This is a genomic window from Nonomuraea sp. NPDC050478 (genome assembly GCF_044458265.1).
GTDB classification, from domain to species: Bacteria; Actinomycetota; Actinomycetes; order Streptosporangiales; family Streptosporangiaceae; genus Nonomuraea; species Nonomuraea ferruginea.
On the sequence record NZ_JBITHT010000005.1, the window covers coordinates 15068 to 32082 of the forward strand.

General features: G+C 72.4%; 14 protein-coding genes. 8 read left to right on the top strand and 6 right to left on the bottom strand.

What is annotated here, in order from left to right; translation table 11 throughout:
• Positions 1-26: 26 nt before the first annotated feature.
• The gene (locus ACIBF7_RS24845) at positions 27-1328 is read right to left on the bottom strand and encodes a sensor histidine kinase (protein WP_397198280.1); all 1302 of its coding nucleotides are present in this window, start codon (positions 1326-1328) and stop codon (positions 27-29) included.
• 364 nt (positions 1329-1692) lie between these two features.
• Here ACIBF7_RS24845 and ACIBF7_RS24850 point away from each other — a divergent pair, with 364 nt between their 5' ends.
• From ACIBF7_RS24850 to ACIBF7_RS24885, 8 genes are read left to right on the top strand one after another with little or no spacing between them, the layout of a single operon-like run.
• Positions 1693-2340, top strand: a complete 648-nt coding sequence (locus tag ACIBF7_RS24850) for a DedA family protein (RefSeq protein WP_261808784.1) — start codon at positions 1693-1695, stop codon at positions 2338-2340.
• Between the two features lie 37 nt (positions 2341-2377).
• Positions 2378-3202, top strand: coding sequence for a DMT family transporter (locus ACIBF7_RS24855; protein WP_397198281.1), 825 nt, complete (start codon positions 2378-2380; stop codon positions 3200-3202).
• 31 nt (positions 3203-3233) lie between these two features.
• Complete coding sequence (locus ACIBF7_RS24860) at positions 3234-4442, top strand: glycosyltransferase (protein WP_148034868.1); 1209 nt, start codon at positions 3234-3236, stop codon at positions 4440-4442.
• Positions 4439-5092 carry a DUF998 domain-containing protein gene (locus ACIBF7_RS24865; RefSeq protein ID WP_397198282.1) on the top strand — a complete coding sequence of 218 codons (654 nt, stop codon included), beginning with the start codon at positions 4439-4441 and terminating at the stop codon, positions 5090-5092. Before ACIBF7_RS24860 ends, ACIBF7_RS24865 begins: the two co-directional genes overlap by 4 nt.
• A gap of 46 nt (positions 5093-5138) precedes the next feature.
• Positions 5139-5876, top strand: a complete 738-nt coding sequence (locus tag ACIBF7_RS24870; protein WP_397198283.1) for a hypothetical protein — start codon at positions 5139-5141, stop codon at positions 5874-5876.
• On the top strand, positions 5873-6634 hold the full coding sequence (locus ACIBF7_RS24875) for an isocitrate lyase/phosphoenolpyruvate mutase family protein (protein ID WP_397198284.1): 762 nt from the start codon (positions 5873-5875) through the stop codon (positions 6632-6634). The genes ACIBF7_RS24870 and ACIBF7_RS24875 overlap by 4 nt, the downstream gene beginning before the upstream one ends.
• 8 nt (positions 6635-6642) lie before the next feature.
• Positions 6643-10098 carry an AfsR/SARP family transcriptional regulator gene (locus ACIBF7_RS24880; protein ID WP_397198285.1) on the top strand — a complete coding sequence of 1152 codons (3456 nt, stop codon included), beginning with the start codon at positions 6643-6645 and terminating at the stop codon, positions 10096-10098.
• A 35-nt stretch (positions 10099-10133) separates the two neighbouring features.
• On the top strand, positions 10134-11642 hold the full coding sequence (locus ACIBF7_RS24885) for an MFS transporter (protein WP_148033735.1): 1509 nt from the start codon (positions 10134-10136) through the stop codon (positions 11640-11642).
• A 20-nt stretch (positions 11643-11662) separates the two neighbouring features.
• On the opposite strand, the gene ACIBF7_RS24890 is transcribed toward ACIBF7_RS24885, so the two are convergent.
• The 5 genes from ACIBF7_RS24890 to ACIBF7_RS24910 all read right to left on the bottom strand — a co-directional run bounded on the left by ACIBF7_RS24890 (position 11663) and on the right by ACIBF7_RS24910 (position 17015).
• Complete coding sequence (locus ACIBF7_RS24890; protein ID WP_397198286.1) at positions 11663-12535, bottom strand: alpha/beta hydrolase; 873 nt, start codon at positions 12533-12535, stop codon at positions 11663-11665.
• Between the two features lie 54 nt (positions 12536-12589).
• On the bottom strand, positions 12590-13984 hold the full coding sequence (locus ACIBF7_RS24895) for an FAD-binding oxidoreductase (RefSeq protein ID WP_148034870.1): 1395 nt from the start codon (positions 13982-13984) through the stop codon (positions 12590-12592).
• Positions 13985-14142: 158 nt separating this feature from the next.
• Positions 14143-14934 carry an ABC transporter permease gene (locus tag ACIBF7_RS24900; RefSeq protein ID WP_148033737.1) on the bottom strand — a complete coding sequence of 264 codons (792 nt, stop codon included), beginning with the start codon at positions 14932-14934 and terminating at the stop codon, positions 14143-14145.
• Positions 14931-15782: an ABC transporter permease gene (locus tag ACIBF7_RS24905; RefSeq protein WP_148033738.1), complete on the bottom strand. Its 852-nt coding sequence runs from the start codon at positions 15780-15782 to the stop codon at positions 14931-14933. Before ACIBF7_RS24905 ends, ACIBF7_RS24900 begins: the two co-directional genes overlap by 4 nt.
• Positions 15783-15785: 3 nt before the next feature.
• Positions 15786-17015 (bottom strand): PotD/PotF family extracellular solute-binding protein, encoded by a 1230-nt coding sequence (locus ACIBF7_RS24910; protein WP_148033739.1) that lies wholly within the window; start codon positions 17013-17015, stop codon positions 15786-15788.

Consider the following 17015-nt stretch of genomic DNA (forward strand, 5'->3'; position numbering starts at 1 on the left):
TACGTCTGAGCTTCCGTACGGGGGACTCACGGCAGTTCCGCGGCCAGTTCGTAGCCGCCGTCCGCTGGGCCGGCCCGGAGGGTGCCGCCCGCCAGGCGCACCCGCTCCCTCAGCCCCGGCAGGCCGAAGCCGCCGGTGGCGGTGACCTGGGGGGCGCGGGCGGGCGGGCCGTTGCGGACGGCGACCAGGTGCGGGGTGACCGCGACCTCGATCACGGCGCCCGGCGCGTGCTTGGCGACGTTCGTCAGCCCTTCCTGCACCACCCTGTGCGCCAGGCCGGGAATCGGTCTCTCCAGCCGCAGCGTGATCGCCATCCCGGAATCACGGGCCCGTTCCACCAGCGCCACCACGTCCTCCCGCACCTCGGCGTCATCGCCCGCCGTAGGAGGCGACGCGACATCGTCGCCCGCGCGAGCGGCCCCCGCGACAACATCCTCCTCACCTGCCGGAACGGACGGAGTGACGGGGCCGGTTTCGCGTGCCGGGGAGTGCGGTGTGATGGCGACTCGCGCCGCTTCGGTGGTGGGGGCGAGGGGGGCGGCGTCGGTGTCTTCGCGGAGTACGCCGATGATCTGGCGGAGCCGCTCGGTGGCGTCCGCGGCCGCCGCGCGCAGTTCGCTCGCCGCTCTGGCGTGGGCGGGTTCGAGGGTGGGGGACAGTTCGAGGCCGGCGGCGCGGACGGCGATGAGCGCCAGGTCGTGGCCGAGCGAGTCGTGCATGTCGCGGGCGATGCGCGCCCGCTCGCGCAGCCGTGCCTGCGCCTCGGCCGCCTGCCGCGCCTGGTCCCGCTGCTGCAGGAGCCGCCTGCGGAGCAGGCCCAGGAGGTAGGGGACCAGGTAGGTGCCGATCAGGCCGGTGATCATGGTGATCCACAGACCGGCCGCGCCGCCCCCGTGGACGACGAGGACGACGCCGATGGCGGTGATCAGGACGGCGACCAGTGCCGGGATGGACCAGGGCAGGGCCCGGGGCAGGCGGCGTCCGGCGAGGTAGGCGTACCAGATGGAGAACGGCGAGACCGGCGCGAACGGGAAGATCTTGACCTGGATGGCGCCGGGGATGAGCCAGGTGATGTCGGAGGTGGCCAGGCTGTCGGCGAAGTCCCACGGCCCGAGCGGCAGCAGCAGCACCACCGCCGCCAGCGGCCACGGCCTGCCGACGAGGACGGCGAGCGCTCCAAGAGCCAGGCGCGGCACCGTGATCGCGCAGAACGCGCCGAGGTCTCTCAGCGGATCGGGCCCCATGGCGCTGATCACGATCGCCAGCAGCACCCACAGGACCACGTCTCTGAGCACCTGGCGACGGTCGTCGCGGCGTAGTCCGTTCACGCCCACGACGGTATCCGCGACCAGGCGGGACCCGCTCCCCCCGAAGGTCTGCGCCGGCCCCTGACGAAAGTCGGGTGGCTCGCGCTCCCCCGCCGGCGGTGGGGCTAGCACCACCATCAACTCGGATGCCCGCACTGATGTGCCGGGTCCGTCCGGCCGCTTTGATCGAAGGGTGTCAACCGGAGGTCGTAGCGCCGCCCCTGACGAAAGTCGGGGGTACCGCGTACCGATCGTCCGATGCGCGGTGGCCTGCGGGATTCCTAGGTTCGGAGCGTACGGGCCCTGACCCCGGTAGGGGAAGAGCCCGCGTTCGTCCCCGGGAGATCCCCGATGTCCGCCGGCACCTCTCGCCGCCAGGGTGAGAGTGCGCGCCAATCGATCGGAGTTCACGCTGATGTCGCACGCCGTCCTGGAGTTCCTCCAGCAGGTGATGTCCTCGCCCTGGCTCTACCTCGCGCTGTTCACGCTCTCCCTGCTCGACGGGTTCTTCCCGATCGTGCCCGCGGAGACCTCCGTGATCACCGCCGGGGTGTTCGCGGCCACGGGCGAGCCGAACCTCGCGCTGGTGATCCTGGTGGCGGCGCTCGGCGCGTTCGCCGGCGACCACATCTCCTACCTGCTCGGTCTCAAGGGCGGGGGACGGCTGCGCAAGCGCAAGGCGATGGTGTGGGCGCGCGACGCCCTCGCCGAGCGCGGCGGCCTGGTGCTGGTCGTGGCCCGTTACATCCCCGGCGGGCGGACCGCGACCACGCTCACCATGGGCGCCGTCCGCTATCCGCTTCGCCTGTTCACGATCTTCGACGCGATCGCGGCGGCCTCGTGGGGCCTGTACTCGGGGCTGATCGGGTTCTTCGGCGGGATGGCGTTCGAGCGCGACCCGATCAAGGGGCTGCTGCTCGGGCTGGGCATCGCCGTGTCCGTCACGGCCGTGGTGGAGACCGTCCGCTGGCTGCGGAAGCGGCGCGCCACCAACGCTTCCCCCGTGCGACTTCCCTCGGACACGTCGGTTTGACCCTGCCGGGTGACCATCCAGCTGAAAGGAGTGGGGCATGACGGTGCCGGCCGCGGTGATCGCCCTGATCGGCTCACTGTTCTTCGCACTCGGAGCGGCTTTGCAGCAGTTCGAGGCGGTGGGCACCGACAAGCCCGGGATGCTGACCCTGCTGCGGCGGCCACGCTGGCTGCTGGGCGGAGCCGCCATCCTGGCCGGCGGCGGGCTGCACATCGTGGCGCTCGGCCTCGGCCCCCTCACCGTGGTCCAGCCGATGGGGGTGGCCAGCCTGTTGTTCGCGTTGCCGATCGCGGCGACCCTGCACGGCCGCAGGCCGTCCACGTCCGAGCTGGGCGCGGCGGCCGTGGTCGCGGCGGGGCTGGTCGGCCTCGTCCTGCTGGTGCCCGAGTCCGACGTGCCGGTGCGGTTGGAGCCGCGGGAGCTGTTCACCCTGCTCGGCGTCTCCGGCGCGGCGGCGGTGCTGCTGTGGGCGGGCGCGCGGGCGGCCGCCCCCGCGTGGCGGGCCGCGCTGCTGGCCACCGCGTCCGGGGTGCTGTACGGCGCCACGGCCACGCTCGTGCGGGTGCTGGTGGACGGCGGCTGGGACTGGGCCTACCTGCTGGCCCTGCCGGTCCCGGCGCTGCTGGCCCTGGTGATGCTGCAGCGCGCCTACTCCGTCGGCCACTTCGGCGTCTCCTTCGCCGCCCTGCAGATCGCCGACCCGCTCACCGCGGTGGCGTTCGGCGCGCTGCTGCTCGGCGAGCCGCTCCCCACCGGCCTCGCGCCCGTGGCGGCCGCGGCGCTGGCCGCCGCCGGAACCGTCGCCCTCGCCCGTACGACCCCGCTGGAAAGCCGGCCTCCCCGGGCCGGAACCCCCACCTAGAAGAAACCCTGAGGAGTCACCCACCATGGCGATGCCCCTGCACCGGACCCACCGGGACGCCGGCCTCTCCCCCGCCCCCGAACGCCCCCGGCGGATCATGATCTCGACCGACACGTACCCGCCTGACGTGAACGGCACGGCCTACTTCGCCCACCGGCTGGCCACCGGCCTGGCCGCGCGTGGCAACGAGGTGCACGTGGTGTGCCAGTCGGACCTCGGCCCGGCCGGCGCCGACGTGATCGACGGCGTGATCGTGCACCGGCAGCGCTCGGCGCCGCTGCTCGTCCACCCGACGATGCGGGTCGCGGTCCCCGCGCGGCTGGACCGGCTGATGGCCGCCGTCGACCCCGACGTGCTGCACACTCAGGGCCACTTCGTGGTCGGCAGGGCCGCCCTGGCCGCCGCCCGCCGCCGCGGCGTCCCCGTCGTGGCCACCAACCACTTCATGCCCGACAACCTCTTCCAGTTCGGCCACGTCCCCGCCCGGCTGCGGGCGGGCGCGAGCCGGCTGGCCTGGCGCGACTTCGGCCGGGTGTTCGGCAAGGCCGACCACGTCACCACGCCCACCCCGCTGGCCGCCGCGCTCCTGGCCGAGCAGGGCTTCGACCGCGACGTCGAGGCCGTCTCCTGCGGCATCGACCTGACCCGCTTCCACCCGCACGCCGAGCCGAAGGAGTGGGCGCGCAAGCTGTTCGGCCTGCCGGACCGGCCGACCGTGCTGTTCGTCGGCCGGCTGGACGAGGAGAAGCGGCTCTCCGACCTCATCCGGGCGATGCCGTACGTGCTCAACGAGACCGACGCCCAGCTCGCGCTCGTCGGGAGCGGCAACCAGCGCGAGACGCTGGAGACGCTCGCCGCCCGGATCGGGGTGGCGGAGCGCGTGTCGTTCCTCGGGTTCGTGGCCGACGAGAACATGCCGCAGGCGTACGCGGCCGCCGACGTGTTCGCCATGCCGAGCGTGGCCGAGCTGCAGAGCATCGCCACCCTGGAGGCGATGGCGACCGGCCTGCCCGTGGTGGTCGCCGACGCGATGGCGCTGCCGCACCTGGTGAACGGCGACAACGGCTACCTGTTCCCGCCCGGGGACGTGCTGGCGCTGGCCCGCCACCTGACCTCCGTCCTGACCGACGGCGACCTGCGCGACCGGCTCGGCCTGGCCAGCCGCGAGCTCGCGCTCACCCACGACCACCAGACCTCTCTCGCCCGGTTCGAGCAGATCTATGACGAGGTGACGCGATGACCTCACGTGCCGCGACCGCCGCCACCGTCACGGCGGCGCTGGCGTCCGCCGGCGCCCTCGGCTACGCCGAGCTGACGCTGCCCGCCCAGCCGCTGCTCAGCGACTACGCCCTGGTGCCTGGCGGGATGGCGCCGACGTTACTGGGGATGCTCGCGCTGGCGGCGGCGTGCCTGAGCCTGGCGTACGGGCTCGCCACGTCCGACCCTCGCCGTACGGCGGCGACCCGCGTGCTGCTGCTGGCCGCGGCCGCCGGGCTGATGCTCAGCGCGGTCTTCCCGACCGACCCGGGCGAGATCAAGTCTCTGACCGGGGAGATCCACCGGTGGGCAGCGGCCCTGGTCTTCACCACCCTGCCGGTGGCGGGCTGGACGCTCGCGCGCGGGCGGGCACGGGCCGCCCGGTGGAGCGCGGTCCGGGCGCTGGCGGTGACCGCCGGGCTGGTGCTGGCCGTGTACCTGGCGGCGCATCCGGCCTCGTTCACCTCCGTCTGGATCGGCGGTGAGGGCTACTACGGGCTGCTGGAGCGCGCCCTGGTGGTCGCGGACATGGCGCTCCTGGTGGTCATGGCGGCCGCCGGCGCGCGCCCCGCGGCGGTGGCCGTCCCCGCCCGCGAGACCGTCGGGGAACCCCAGGAGCGCCTGGCCGCCTGACGACACTTCGACCGGGGCCGAAACGTTCCCGATCTAGCGTGGACTCATGGTCATCACCCACCGTGCCGAGGCCCTCGCGGTGCTCGCCGACACCCGCTACATCCCGCCTCCCGTCAGGCAGGACGCGCCGGAGGGCACGCTCGCCTGGCTGCGCTCCCACGCCTCCCGGTTCAGCACCGGGGAGGTGCACGCGCGGCGCCGGCGGCTGCTCGAGGAGTCGCTCGACGCCCTCGACCCGGACGCGCTCCGGGACGCCGCCAGGAAGCTGACGCTGGAGCGGGACGGCCGCTGGGAGGGCGTCCCCGTGACGGTGCTCGGCCACGCCCTCGGCGTCCTGGACACCGGCCGGCTGGTGGAAGCCGTGCGCGCCGCCGCCCCCGGCTATCTGTCCGGCGAGGAGACCCCGGAGGCCGACGCGGCCGTCCGCGACCTGCTCACCCTCGCCGCCGACGCCGGCCTCGTCCGATCGTCGGTGGCGCTGATCACGTTGCTGCTGCAGGCGCACGACGCGACCGAAGGGCTGGTACGGAACGCGTTGCGTCAGGCCGGACCCGGCGATGCCGTGGCGCGGGTGCTGGAGCGCACGCTCAGGCTCGACCCGCCGCTCAAGGTGACGCGGCGGATGGACCGGGAGACCGGGGCAGAGGTGCGGATCGATCTGGTCCAGGTCAACCGGGACGCCGGAGCCCACCTCACGTTCGGCGCGGGGGTGCGCCCGTGTCCCGCCCGGCGGCACGCGATGGCGCTGGCCGCAGGAGTCGTGGCGGGGGTGCTGGGACGATGACCGAGGAGTTCCGGGCGCTGCACCGGCGCGGCGAGCCGCTGCTGCTGCCCAACGCGTGGGACTACGGGTCCGCGGCGCTGCTGGCCCGGGAGGGGTTCGCCGCGATCGGCACCACGAGCCTCGGCGTGTCCGCCGTGCACGGCAGGCCCGACGCCGCCGGGGCAACTAAGGCGGAGACCGTGGCGCTGGCCGGGGCGATCACCGGCCTCGGGGTGATGGTCAGCGTGGACGTGGAAGGCGGGTTTAGCGACGACCCCGCCGAGGTGGCGGAACTGGTCGCCGGACTCGCCGCGGCCGGGGTCGTGGGGGTCAACCTGGAGGACGGCCGGGCCGACGGCACGCTGCGGCCGGTCCGCCTGCACCAGGAGATCATCGAGGCGGCGAAGGGCCACGGGGTGTTCGTGAACGCCCGTACCGACACGTGCTGGCTCAAGACGGGCGGCCCGTCGGAGCGGGTGCGGGCGTACGGACACGCTGACGGGATCTTCGTGCCGGGGCTGAGCGACCTGGGCGCCGTCGCCGAGCTGGTGGAGCTGACTCCTCTGCCGGTCAACATCCTGTACCAGCCGGGCGGGCCGGGCCTGGACGAGCTGGCGCGGGCCGGGGTGGCGCGGGTCAGCACGGGGTCTCTGCTGTACCGGGCGAGCCTGTGGGGCGCCCTGTCCGCGCTCGCCGCCGTGCGTCCGTCAGGTTCGCGGGAGGAGACCGTTATGCCCAGCTATGGGGACATCACCGCCATGCTGCCGGGACCGCGATAATCAGAGGCATGCGCTTCGAGATCCTCGGCCCCACCGAGGTGCTGGGTGACGACGGGACCGGGATCCCGGTCGGCGGTCCCCGGGTGCGTGCGCTGCTCGCACTGCTCGCGCTGGAGCCCGGGCGGGTGGTGGGGGCCGACCAGCTCGTCGACGGGCTGTACGGGGAGGAGCCGCCCGAGGGGGTGGCGAACGCGCTGCAGTCGCAGGTGTCACGGCTGCGCAGGGCGCTGGGGCGGGACCGGGTCGAGTTCCATCCGGCGGGCTACCGGCTGGTGGCCGATCCGATGGACGTGGACGCGAGCCGGTTCGAGTGGCTGGCCGCCGAGGGGCGGCGGGCGCTGGGGTCCGGCGACGCGGGGCGGGCGTCGGCGCTGCTGCGCGAAGGGCTGGAGCTGTGGCGGGGCGCGCCCCTGGCCGACGCGCCGCACGCCGGCGCGTCGGCGGCCCGGCTGTCCGAGCTGCGCCTCACGGCGATCGAGGATCGGGCGCAGGCGGATCTGGAGCTGGGCCGGCATCGCGAGCTGGCCGCCGAGCTGCGCCGGCTCGTCGCCGACCATCCACTCCGCGAGCGGCTGCGCGCCCAGCTCATGCGTGCCCTGTACGGGAGCGGCCGTCAGGCGGAGGCCCTGACCGCGTACGCCGAGGGCCGGCGCATCCTGGACGACCAGCTGGGCATCCAACCGGGGCCCGAGCTCGCGGCAGCCCACCTGGCGGTCCTCCGCGCCGACCCCGCCCTCGGCCTCGCCACCCTCCCCCTACCGCCCCTCACCCCCACAAGTCCGCAGACCATCACCCCCCGTTCACACGACACCCAACCGGACACACGCGGACCCCAGAGCGGCGGCGAGCACGATACGGCGGACGCGCGAGAATCCCAGCACGCCGGAAGCGGCCCATGGGAGACCTCCCACGCCAGCACCCAACACGACCCGAGCAGCGGCCCCCGCGATACGACGTATCCCACCACCTACCAGCAAGACAACGCCCCACCGGACACACGCGGAGCCCAGCACACCGCGAGCGGCCCATGGGAAACCCCCCACACCAGCACCCATCACGCTCCGAGCGGCGGCGGGCACCGCGAGCACGATAGTGCGGACGCGCGCGGAGCCGAGAACGCCGGAAGCGGCCCGTGGGAGACCTCCCACACCGACGCCCAGCACGACCGAAGCGGTGGCACTCACCGCGAGCACCGGCCCGATACGGCGCGTCCCGCAGCCGACTGGGGAGACGACGTCCGCTTCAACCAGCTGGACGGGCGCGGAGCCGAGCGTGGTGGGGGCGGAGCCGGGCGCGGTGGGGGCGGCCCGTGGGAGAGCCTGGAGGGCTCCGATGGTGGCCAGGTCTGGGGCGGTCCGGGTGGTGGGGCCGCTGACGTGGGTGGGGGCGCCTCGCGGGGGGTCTGGTCGGGTGGGGCTGGGGTCAAGGTGGGGGTGCGGGCGCAGCTGAGCAGTTTTGTGGGGAGGGGGGAGGAGCTGCGGCAGGTCAGCAGGGAGCTGGCGGCGTCCAGGTTGGTGACGTTGGTGGGGGCCGGAGGGGCGGGGAAGACGAGGCTGGCGCTGGAGGTGGCGGAGCGGGCCGACGGGGATGTGTGCCTGGTGCAGCTCGCCCCGGTGACCGCGGATGCCGAGGTGGCTCCGGCGGTGCTGGCCGCGCTGGGGATCCGGGACCGGCACGGGCCGGAGCTGCCAGAGCCACTGGAGCGGCTGGTGACCGCGCTCGCCGGCCGGGAGCTGCTGGTCATCCTGGACAACAGCGAGCACGTGGTGGAGGCGGCCGCGAGGCTGGCCGACACGCTGCTCGGGTCCTGCCCGGGGCTGCGGGTGCTGGCCACGAGCAGGGAGGCGCTGGGCATCACCGGCGAGTCGCTGGTGCCGGTGTCGCCGCTGCGGCTGCCGCCGCCCGACGCGCGGGACCCGCTCGACTACCCGGCGGTACGGCTGTTCGCCGACCGGGCGGCGGCGGTGCGGCCCGCGTTCGCGGTCACCCCCGAGAACGTCGAGCAGGTGGTCCGCATCTGCCACGCCCTGGACGGCCTGCCGCTGGCGATCGAGCTGGCGGCGGCCCGGCTGCGCACGCTGTCGGTGGCGGAGGTGGCGGCGCGGCTGGACGACCGGTTCCGGCTGCTGGCGCGCGGCAGCAGGACGGCGCTGCCGCGCCACCAGACCCTGCGCGCGGTGGTGGCGTGGAGCTGGGACCTGCTGGACGAGGACGAGCAGCGGATGGCCGGACGGCTGACGGTGTTCGCGGGCGGCGCGACGGCGGAGGCGGCCGAGCGGGTGTGCGGGCTGCCCGAGGAGGTGCTGTTCTCGCTGGCGGAGAAGTCGCTGGTGGAGGCCGTCGACGGCCGCTACCGGATGCTGGAGACCATCCGCGCGTTCTGCGCCGAGCGGCTGGCGGAGGCGGGCGAGGCCGAGACGATGCGGGAGGCGCACGCCGCCTACTACCTGGATCTCGCGATCACCGCCGACGACCACCTGCGCCGCGCCGAGCAGTTGGAGTGGCTCGCCCGCCTGGACGCGGAGAGCGACGACCTCAACGCCGCCGTGCGCTGGGCGACCGAGTCGGGCCGGCTGGAGACGGCGCTGCGGCTGCTGGCCTACTGCGCCTGCTACTGGTGGATGCGCGGCCACCGGACGGTCAGCACGACCCTCGCCGCGGAGCTGCTGGAACGCGTCGGCGACGCCGCGCCGGAGGGCCTGAAGGAGGAGTACGCCATGTGCGTGCTCGTCGCGGCCTGGACCGGCGTGGGCGATGACTGGCTGGCCGAGCGGCTCGAAGGGCTGCGTCCTTCCCTGCCGACGGACTACATGCCGGCGAAGCTGGAGTTCCTGACCTTGCTGCTGGCCATGTTCACCGGCCCGCCGGAAGGGGTGGCCACGCCTTCGCAACTGCGCGCGCTGACCGCGGCGGTGCCGATGTCGCCGTGGTCGACCGCGCTCACCGGGTGCGGGTACGGGTTCATGCTGCAGGAGTCGGGCGAGCCGGAAAGGGCCGGAGCGGAGTTCGAGCGGTCGCTGGCCGCCTTCCGCGCCATGGGTGAGCGCTGGGGCACCATGCTGGCGCTGTCCGGCCTCGCCGACCTGGCCGCCGAGCAGGAGGACCACGTGACCACGCTGGCCAGGGCGAAGGAAGCCATGGAGGTCGCGCGGCAACTGGGCGCGCTGGCCGACGTCGCGGAGAGCCTGTGCCGGTGCGCCGACGCGCTGGCCCGTACCGGCGATCCGGAGCGGGCGCGTACCGACTACGAGAGGGCGGCGGAGCTGTCCCGCCGCGTCGGTTCGACCGACATCCTGGCCAGGGCGCACTGCGGGCTGGGCGAGGTGGCGCTGGCGGTGGGCGACCTGGCCGCCGCTCGCACGTGGCTGGAGCGGGCCCGCGAGGAGTGCCCGGCGGGCTGGTACAGCGTGAACGACCTGAGGGAGCGGATCGCCGCCGCGCTGGCGGCGGTCAGCGGTCGGTAGGCACGCGGTCAGCGCCGGGCGCGACCGTGGTCCGCATGACGAAGAAATGGGCCGGACTCGCGATCTGCTGCCTGGCCACCCTCCTCCTGTCCGTGGACCTCACGGTCCTGCACCTCGCCCTGCCACGGCTGGTCGCCGACCTCGGCGCCTCCTCCACGCAGCTGCTGTGGATCGGCGACATCTACGGGTTCGCGCTGGCGGGCCTGCTCATCACGATGGGCAACGTGGGCGACCGGATCGGCCGCAAGCGTCTGCTGCTGATCGGCGCGGTCGCGTTCGCCGCGGCCTCCGCCGTGACCGCGTACGCGCCGAACCCCGAGCTGCTCATCGTGGCGCGGGCCCTGCTGGGCGTGGCGGGCGCGACGATCATGCCGTCCACGCTCTCGATCATCAGGAACGTGTTCACCGACCCGGCCGAGCGCACCACCGCCATCGGCGTCTGGAGCGGGATGAGCGCGGCCGGGTTCGCGCTCGGCCCGGTGATCGGCGGGCTGCTGCTGGACCACTTCTGGTGGGGTTCGGTGTTCCTGATCAACCTGCCGATCATGGCGTTGATCGTCGTCGTCGGCGTACGGGTGCTGCCCGAGTCGCGCAACCCGGAGCCGGGGCGCATCGACCTGATCAGCGTGGCGCTGTCGTTCGCCGGCATCGTGGCCGTCGTCTACGCGGTCAAGGAAGCGGCCGACAAGGGCCTGGCGCACGTGGACGTGCAGGTCACCGGGGTGCTCGGGGTGGCCGGGCTGCTGGTGTTCGTCTGGCGGCAGACGAAGCTGGCCGAGCCGCTGATCGACGTGCGGCTGTTCAGGCGGCGCGCGTTCTCCGCGTCGATCGGCACCAACCTGCTGGCGATCTTCACGATGATGGCCATGTCGCTGTTCTTCGCCTGGTACTTCCAGCTCGTGCTGGGCTGGTCGCCGCTGCAGGCGGGGCTCGCGGGCCTGCCGGGTGGGCTGAGCGGCGCGATCGGCGGCGTGGTGGCCGCCCCGCTGGTGAACCGCATCGGCAGGAACGGGGTGGTGGCGCTCGGCCTGCTGTTGAACGCGGTGGCGTTCTTCTACTACTCCACGATCGGCCTGGAGGTCAGCTACCCGGTCATGGCGTGCGCCATGGTGGTGGGCGGCATGGGCATCGGGCTGGCGTTCACCGTCAACAACGACAACGTGCTGGCCACCGCGCCGAGGGAGCGGGCGGGCGCCGCGGCGGCGGTCTCGGAGACCTCGTTCGAGCTGGGCGGCGCGCTCGGCATCGCGATCCTGGGCACGGTGCTGAACAGCACCTATGCCGGCCGCCTGGAGGTGCCCGCCGGGGTGCCGGGCGAGGCGGCGCGCGAGTCGATCGCCGGGGCGCTGGCCACGGCCGAGTCGCTGCCCGCCGCGCAGGCGGGTCAGCTCGTGCTGGCGGCGCGGGAGGCGTTCGTGCAGGCGGTGAACGTCACCGCGCTCGCCACGTCGGCGATGCTGGTGGTCGTGGCGGCGCTCGCGCTGGTGGGGCTCCGCGGCGTGCCCAAGGTCATCCCGGAGGAGGATCTCGTACGCGCGCACTGAGCCCTCGGACGCCGGCCCGGCTAGAGATGCGCGTGCAGGAACTCCGCCGTCGCCTCGACGGCCTGCGTCACGTACGGCTCGCGGTCGTACAGGTCGATGTGCTCCCTGGCGTCCAGCCAGACCAGCTTCTTCGGCTCGTCCAGCCGCTTGAACGCCTCCTCGGCGCCTTCGGGCGAGCAGAACCGGTCGGCCACGCCGTGCACGAGGAGCGCCGGTTTGGGCGACAGGAAGTCGGCGCCCATCATGTTGTCCATCGTGATCAGTTCGCGCACGCTCGCGCTGGTCACCCGGTTGGCCCAGTGGGCGGAGGCCGAGCGGGCGGTGCCGTAGTAGGCGTACGGCTCCGCGCCGGGCATGGCGGCCTCCCCCTCCTCGGCCACCGCCGGGATGTACGCCACCGGCCCGCCCTGGTCCTGCCGCTCCAGCACGGCGGTGAAGGAGGCCAGGGCCGCCTGGTAGTCCATGCCCGCGCGCATCGTGTACGGGTTGTTGTACGCGCCCGCGATCCCGGCGAACGCCTTCACCCGGGGGTCGAACGCGGCGAACTTGAGCGCGTAGCCGCCGCCCAGGCAGATGCCGACGGCGCCGATCCGCTCCCCGTCGGCCTCCGGCCGCGAGCGCAGGAACGACACCGCCGCGCGCAGGTCGTGCAGCTTGCCCTGCGGGTCCTCGTGGCAGCGCGGCTCGCCGCCCGACTCACCCCAGTTGCGGTGGTCGAAGGCCAGGGTGACGAACCCTCGGGCGGCCAGCCGCTCCGCGTACAGCCCGGTCACCTGGTCACGCACGCCGGTGAACGGGCCGGTCAGGACCAGGGCCGGGCACGGCTCCGTACTGTCGGGCACCCGCAGCTCTCCCACCAGCGGCACGCCGTCGGCGGCGAATTCGATTCTCATCTCTCCAGTGTGGCGGGAAGGGCCCGCGGCCGGGCCGGCCGCGGGCCCGTGCCGCTAGGAGTCGAAGCCCAGCCCCATCCGGTCCAGCGTGCGCAGCCACAGGTTGCGCTTGCCCTGGTGCTCGTCGGCCTTGGCGATCGACCAGCGGGTGAACTGGATGACGCCCGAGCGGACCGGCTCGGGCGGGAACGGCATCGGCTTCTCCCGTACCATGCGCAGCTCGGTGCGCTCGGTGCGCTGCCCCGACAGCAGGTCCAGCATGACGTTCGCGCCGAACCGGGTGGCGCCGACGCCCATGCCGGTGTAGCCGACCGCGTAGGCCAGGCGCCCGCCGTGCGCCTGCCCGTAGAACGCGCTGAACCTGCTGCAGGTGTCGATCACGCCGCCCCACCGGTGGGTGAAGCGCACGTCGGACAGCTGCGGGAAGGTGTCGTAGAAGTGGCCTGCCAGCTTGACGAAGGTCTCGTCGCGCTGCTCGTACTCCGGCTTGACCAGGCCGCCGTTGTAGTAGACGGCGTCGTAGCCGCCCCACAGGATGCGGTTGTCGTCGGTGAGCCGGTAGTAGTGGAACTGGTTGGCGCCGTCGCCCACGCCCTGCCGGTTGCGCCACCCGATCTCGCCGAGCTGGGCGTCGCTGAGCGGCTCGGTCATCAGCGCGTAGTCGTACACCGGCACCACGAAGTGCTTGAGCCGGCGCAGCAGCGGCGAGAACACCCCGGTGCCGAGCGCGACCCTGCCGGCGGTGACCGAGCCGTGCGGGGTGCGCAGGGTGATCGAGGCGCCGTCGTCGTCCAGTGAGCGCACCGGGCTGCGTTCGTGCACCCGCACCCCGAGCCGCACGCACGCCTCGCGCAGCCCCCACGCCAGCCGGGCGGGGTCGAGCATGGCGCAGCCGCTGCGGTCCCAGAGCCCGCCCAGGTAGGTGGGCGAGTCGATCTCGGCGCGGATCTGCTCCCGGTCCAGCGGCACGTAGTCCAGCCGGAGCTCCTCGATCAGGTCGAGGTGCTCGTACAGGGCGTCGAGCTGCCACTGCTCGGTGGCGACGTTCAGCTCGCCGGTGCGCTCGAAGGAGCAGTCGATGTCGTGGCGCCGCAGCGTCGCCTCGATCTCGTCGAGGTTCTCCACGCCCATGCGTTCCAGCCGCTCGATCTCGTCCGGCCAGCGCTCCAGCCCGTTGGGCAGTCCGTGCGTGAGGGTCGCCAGGCAGAACCCGCCGTTGCGGCCGGAGGCCGCCCAGCCGATCCTGCGCCCCTCAAGCAGCACCACGTCCAGCGAGGGGTCGCGTTCCTTGGCCATCAGGGCCGTCCACAGGCCCGAGAAACCGCCGCCGACGACGACCAGGTCGGCGGTGGTGTGTCCGGAGAGCCGCGGTCGCGGCTCGGGTCTGGCCGGGCTGTCCAGCCAGTACGGCTTGCGCTCCGCGTCAGCCAGCGCCTTCAGCGGATCCACAAATCCCACTTCCCTACGGTGTATGTCAAAAGTCGAAAATTGCGGGACCAAAACGGTGATCACGCGCGGGTTCCCCCCGCCGGAATCCGATCTCGCCTCCCTGTTCTTTGCCGGCAGCGTCGAAACCCCCCGCGCGGTCCGCGGGGGGCTGAGGTCTTTCAGGTACGGCGCCGGGCCGCGACCGCGTTGACGATCGCGATCAGTACGCCCACGCCGAAGATCAGCGTACCCATGACGTTCACCTGCGGCGGGATGCCCGTCTTCACCGAGGCGATGATCCACAGCGGGAAGGTGAGCTCGGAGCCGTTGACGAAGCTCGTCACCACATAGTCGTCGATGGACAGTGCGAAGGCCAGCATCGCCCCGGCCAGCACGCCGGGCATGATGGACGGCAGCGTGACCTGCCGGAACGTGGCCCACGGCCCCGCCCCGAGGTCCTTGGCCGCCTCTTCGAGCGACGGGTCGAGGCTCACCACCCGGGCCCGCACGGTCACGGTCACGAACGCCAGCGAGAACAGCACGTGCGCGATGGTGATCGTTATCTGGTTCCTCGGCACGTTCGCCGAGACGAACAGCGACAGCAGCGAGGCGCCCATGACCAGCTCGGGCGTGGAGATCGCGGCGAACACCAGGAAGTTCGTCGTGCCCTGGCCGCGGAACCGGTGGCGGCCCAGGGCCAGCCCGAGCATGGTGCCGATGACCACGGTGACGATCGTGCTGGCCACCGCGATGAGCAGCGAGTTGACCAGCGCGTCGCTCAGGTCGGGGATCGCGAAGAGCTCCCCGTACCACTTGAGCGTGAAGCCCTGCCAGGTCGCGTTCGACTTGCTCTGCTTGTCGTTGAAGCCGAACGCGATCATGACGGCGATCGGCGCGACCAGCCACAGGATGATCAGCCAGGTGTAGGCGTGCAGCAGCCGGTCGCCGAACCTCCCGCGCACCCCCCTCATCGGGCCGCCGCCTCTAGGACGTTCTCGGTGCCGAGCACCCTGGCGTACACGAAGATGCCCACGAGCAGCACCGCCATCAGCGTGAACGACAGCGCCGAGGCCGTCGGGTAGTCGTTGTTGACCAGATACTCGGTCTGGATGATGTTGCCGATCATGGTGGTGCCCGTGCCGCCGAGCACCTGGGCGTTGACCGGGTCGGCCGTGGCCGGCACGAACGTCATCAGCACCCCGGCGAACACGCCCGGCAGCGACAGCGGCAGCACCACCTTGCGAAAGGCGGTGCCGCGTGTCGCGTACAGGTCCTGCGCGGCCTCCACCAGGCGCGGGTCCACCCGCTCCAGCGACACGTAGATCGGCAGGATCATGAACGGCAGCCAGTTGTACGTCAGGCCCGCGATCACCGCGAACGAGGTGGCCAGCACGTGGAAGTCGGCGGACAGCACCCCCCAGCTCTTCAGCGTGCCGAGCACGATGCCGTCGTCGGCCAGCAGGAAGCCCCACGAGATCGTCCGCAGCACGAACGACACGAAGAACGGCAGCAGCAGCAGGAACAGGTAGACCGACTTGCGGCTGCCGCCCTTGAAGGCGATCCAGTAGGCGACCGGATAGCCGATCACCAGCATGGCCGCCGTCGCCGTCGCGCCGTAGCCCAGCGAGCGGACCAGCTGGGTGCTGTAGGTGCCGAGGGCGTCGCCGTAGTTGCCGAAGCTGAACGTCATGACGAAGCCGTCGATCACGTTCCCGGTCTGCAGCGACACCGACGCCATCGCCGCCAGCGGCACCACCAGGAAGATCGCCAGCCACATCCAGCTCGGCAGCGCGAGCAGGTAGGGGGTGAGACGCCTCATGGCCTACGCCTGGGTGACGGACTGGAAGATCGGGTTGAACACCTGCTCCTGGGCCGTGGTGAGCGGCGTGTAGCTGTGGAGCTTGGCGTAGTCGGCCTCGGTCGGGAACATCAGCGGGCTCTCGGCCATGTCGAGCAGGGCCTTCTTGTCGTCGCCCGACGCGCTCGCGGCCTTCTCGCGCAGCAGCTCCTGGACGGCCGGCACCGGGGTGACGAACTGGATGAACTCGTCCAGCTCGGCGGCGATCTCCGGCTTGTAGAGGAAGTCCATCAGCATCATGGCGTCGACCGGGTTGGCCGCGCCCTTCGGGATGAGCATGTTGTCGGTCCAGATCGTGCCGCCCTCTTCGGGGATCACGAACTTGACCGGCTCGCCCGCGAGCTGCCGCTGGAAGACGTCGCCGGACCAGGCCATCGACACCCAGATGTCACCGCGTGACAGGGCGTCGATGTAGTCCTGGTTGTAGTACTTGCGCACGATCCCGGCGTCACGCTGCGCCTGGAGCTTCTCCCCGGCCTTCTTCCAGTCGTCCTCGGTCGACTTCTCCGGGTCGACGCCGAGGGCGATCATGCCGAAGTTGGCGATCTCCTGGGCGTCGGCCATCATGCCGACCCGGCCCTCGTACTTGGCGTCGAACATCGCCTGGATGCTCGTGATGTCGTCCTTGACGTACTTGGTGTTGTACGCGATCCCGGTGAACCCGGAGGCGAACGGCATCGTGTACTTGTTGCCCGGGTCGTAGGCGCGGTTCTTGTACGCCTCGGCGGCGTTGGCCTGGAAGTTCGTCATCTTCGACTGGTCCAGCGTGACCGCGTAGCCCAGCTCGAACATGTGCTGGAGCTGGATGCCGTTGGTCATGACGACGATGTCGTAGCCGAGCGGCTGGCCGGCGCGGAGCACGGGGTCGGCCTTGCCGAAGAACTCCGTGTTCTCGTTGATGACCTCCTTGTACTCGTAGGAGATCCCGGTTTCCTGCTGGAACTTCTTCAGCGGGCCGTGGTCCTCGGGCATGTACTCGGGCCAGTTGGCGAAGACGACCTTGCCGTTCTTCTTCTGGCTCGCCCAGTAGTCGGCGACGGCGTCGGCCTTCGGCGGAGCGGCCTTCTGCCCCTGGACGCCACAGGCGGCCAGGGCCAGCCCGGCGGCGGACAGGCCGGCCAGCCGGAAGACGTCACGGCGGGTGCGGGGCTGGGTCATGCCCCGGTACAGGGCGGGGGAATGCAGGCGGTTCAT